The following is a 534-nucleotide window of genomic DNA, read 5'->3' as shown; positions in this document are numbered from 1 at the left end:
CAATCGCCGCGAGCGCGATAGGCTGCCGCTTCATTGCCATAAGGATGTAGCTCATGACCCTGCGAATCGAACGCTCACCAAACCCCACCGATGAAGAACGCGAGGCCATCCTCACGCCTCTGCGCGCCTATAACGCGGCCCAGGCCGGCCCGTCCAATGCGCAACCGCTGGCCTTGCTGGTGCGCGACGACAACGGCGAGATTCTTGGCGGGTTGTATGGCCGGTTTTTCTACCAGTGGTTGTTCATAGAACTGCTGTCCCTGCCTGAACAGGCCCGTGGACAGGGCATGGGTTCGAAATTGATGCAGATGGCCGAAGACTTGGCACGGGAAAAGGAATGCGTGGGGATCTGGCTGGACACCTTCGACTTTCAGGCACCGGAGTTTTACAAACGGCTCGGCTATAGCGAACTGGGCCAGATTGCCGACTACCCGCCGGGGCACAAGCGCTTCTTTTTCCAGAAGCGCCTGAACGACTAATCAACACATAACCCAATGTGGGAGCGGGCTTGCTCGCGAATGCAATGTGTCAGAC

The 534-nt window shown here is 58.2% G+C and carries 1 protein-coding gene; it reads left to right on the top strand.

The features are described from left to right. Positions 1-53: 53 nt before the first annotated feature. Positions 54-479: a GNAT family N-acetyltransferase gene (locus AC1DRJ_RS32115; protein ID WP_477805628.1), complete on the top strand. Its 426-nt coding sequence runs from the start codon at positions 54-56 to the stop codon at positions 477-479. Positions 480-534: the final 55 nt, after the last annotated feature.

The organism is Pseudomonas sp. P5_B2, assembly GCF_056400445.1.
The sequence above is the reverse complement of the archived record's forward strand: the minus strand, read 5'-3'. Positions and strand labels throughout refer to the sequence as shown.

Excerpts from the sequence above, each read along its gene's own strand:
- AC1DRJ_RS32115 (WP_477805628.1), top strand. The coding sequence starts at position 54 with ATGACCCTGCGAATCGAACGCTCACCAAACCCCACCGATGAAGAACGC.